The sequence below is a fragment of the Marinomonas sp. TW1 genome (assembly GCF_001625355.1).
Taxonomy (GTDB): domain Bacteria; phylum Pseudomonadota; class Gammaproteobacteria; order Pseudomonadales; family Marinomonadaceae; genus Marinomonas.
On sequence record NZ_JSEE01000037.1, the window covers coordinates 1 to 970 of the forward strand.

1 protein-coding gene is annotated in these 970 nt (G+C 41.6%); it reads right to left on the minus strand.

Translation table 11 applies throughout. The features are described from left to right. Positions 1-9: 9 nt before the first annotated feature. Positions 10-762, minus strand: a complete 753-nt coding sequence (gene istB, locus OA79_RS17745; RefSeq protein ID WP_063334550.1) for an IS21-like element ISShfr5 family helper ATPase IstB — start codon at positions 760-762, stop codon at positions 10-12. Positions 763-970 lie beyond the last annotated feature (208 nt).

Here is a 970-nt window from a genome sequence, read left to right on the forward strand (position 1 = left end):
CAGTAAAATCTAACTTGAGTGATCGCCATCAGTCAAGGTATTTAGTTTTTTTCGCATCGATTCACCTTTTAATTCCAATTTTATTGCCCCGTGAACAAGCCGATCTAGAATCGCATCTGCATGGGTAGATTCTCCGATCATTTCATACCAATTTTCTATCGGTAATTGACTGGCAATTAAGGTCGATTTTGTATCGTATCTAGCATCAATTAATTCCAGTAAATCACTCCGTTGTTGAGCCGTTAATGGCTCTAACCCCCAATCATCTAAGATCAGTAAACTGGCCGAGCTAAGCTTGTTAATTAGCTTGCGATAACTGCCATCTGCCTGCGCCAGAAACATTTTTTCTAATAGCTCTTTGAGCCTAAAATAGTAAACGCTATTCCCTTGTTGGCAGTGGTTTTGACCAAGCGCGCAAGCGAGATAAGTTTTGCCACAGCCAGTTGCTCCTGTGATCAAGATATTTTGATGAAGGCGAAGCCATTCCCCTTGTGCCAATGAGCGGATCTGTGTTTTATCTAGTTGTCGTTCTGCGCCATAATTTAACTGGCTAAGCGTGCCGCCAACTCTGAATTTAGCTTGTCGAGTTAAGCGATCAATTTTTCGTTGATCACGTTGTGTTATCTCAACATCAAGCAGTAAGCTTAATCGCTCCTCAAAGCTCTGCTCTACGTATAGATTGGGCTGTTCATACTGTTGCTGTAGCGCATCTCGTATGCCGTCTTCCGCTTGAAAAAAAAAACATTTCCACTTCCTTACGATTAACACTTTTCGATTCTCATTTATCTTTTTCCCGCAGCTCCTGCTCTTGGTTCAACACTTCTGGTTTTCCCCTTGGTAACCTTGCCTTCTTAATTGTTCAGCCCATTTCGTTAATCTGTCTACTCTTTTTTTTTTCTCCACTGTTTACCCTTATCCATTCGTACCGCGCTTTACCCTATAATTGGCTCTAAAATTTACGACCCTACAC